At 40.2% G+C, this 281-nt stretch carries 1 protein-coding gene; it reads left to right on the top strand.

The window, feature by feature from the left end; genetic code table 11:
* A partial coding sequence (locus AAEY83_RS14225) for a hypothetical protein (protein ID WP_351059838.1) occupies positions 1-281 on the top strand: 281 nt, incomplete at both ends.

The following is a 281-nucleotide window of genomic DNA, read 5'->3' as shown; positions in this document are numbered from 1 at the left end:
GCTATAACCACAGTAGCACCCCCAGTAGAAAAAGAATTAGAAGAGTATCTAAAAGAAGTCGCTACTAATGACGTCGCTTTTATTAATCTAAGTGAAGGCCAGCAGCTCAGTCCTTATAAGCAAATGGTACAAATACAAGCGCCACTGGGTAGCAATTTTACGCTATATGCCAACGGTACAGCCGTATCAGAAGAGAAAATCGGTAAAACTGCTGAGCAAGAAAAACAAAATGTAACTGCGTTTGATTATTATGCCGTTGATTTACAGCGCGGTAATAACAC

The organism is Psychrobacter sp. TB20-MNA-CIBAN-0197 (assembly GCF_040309765.1).
In the GTDB taxonomy this organism is placed as follows: Bacteria; Pseudomonadota; Gammaproteobacteria; order Pseudomonadales; family Moraxellaceae; genus Psychrobacter; species Psychrobacter submarinus.
This window is presented reverse-complemented; position numbering and strand designations above follow the sequence as displayed.